Genomic DNA, 435 nt, shown 5'->3' with positions numbered 1-435 from the left:
TTTGTGACTCATGACTGGGGTGAAGTCGTAACAAGGTAACCGTAGGGGAACCTGCGGTTGGATCACCTCCTTACCTGAGATGCATGTTGCGTGCAGTGCTCACACAGATTGTCTGATGAAAGAAGAGCAAGAATGCGTCTGCGAAGCTGACTATCGGGTCCCCTTCGTCTAGAGGCCTAGGACACCGCCCTTTCACGGCGGTAACAGGGGTTCGAATCCCCTAGGGGACGCCACTTGCGGATGACGGGTGAAAGGCGTTGTCGTGTTATCGTTAAGCGGATTTTGGATAGAGTCGGTTTAACGATAAATGCTCTTTAACAATCTGGAACAAGCTGAAAAATTGAAACTGTCAGTGATATCGACGCGATATGACTGACAACTCTCAAGCTGAACAACCCGGGACGTCTTTGGGTTGTGAGGTTAAGCGACGAAGCG

The 435-nt window shown here is 50.3% G+C and carries 1 tRNA gene and 1 rRNA gene; both read left to right on the top strand.

Annotated features, from left to right (window positions below):
- Window positions 1–73 (top strand): 16S ribosomal RNA (locus C5469_RS23120); the annotation flags it as partial.
- 84 nt (window positions 74–157) lie between these two features.
- Window positions 158–233, top strand: a tRNA-Glu gene (locus tag C5469_RS23115).
- Window positions 234–435: the final 202 nt, after the last annotated feature.

It is taken from the genome of Photorhabdus cinerea, from assembly GCF_011189575.1.
GTDB classification, from domain to species: domain Bacteria; phylum Pseudomonadota; class Gammaproteobacteria; order Enterobacterales; family Enterobacteriaceae; genus Photorhabdus; species Photorhabdus cinerea.
This window is presented reverse-complemented; position numbering and strand designations above follow the sequence as displayed.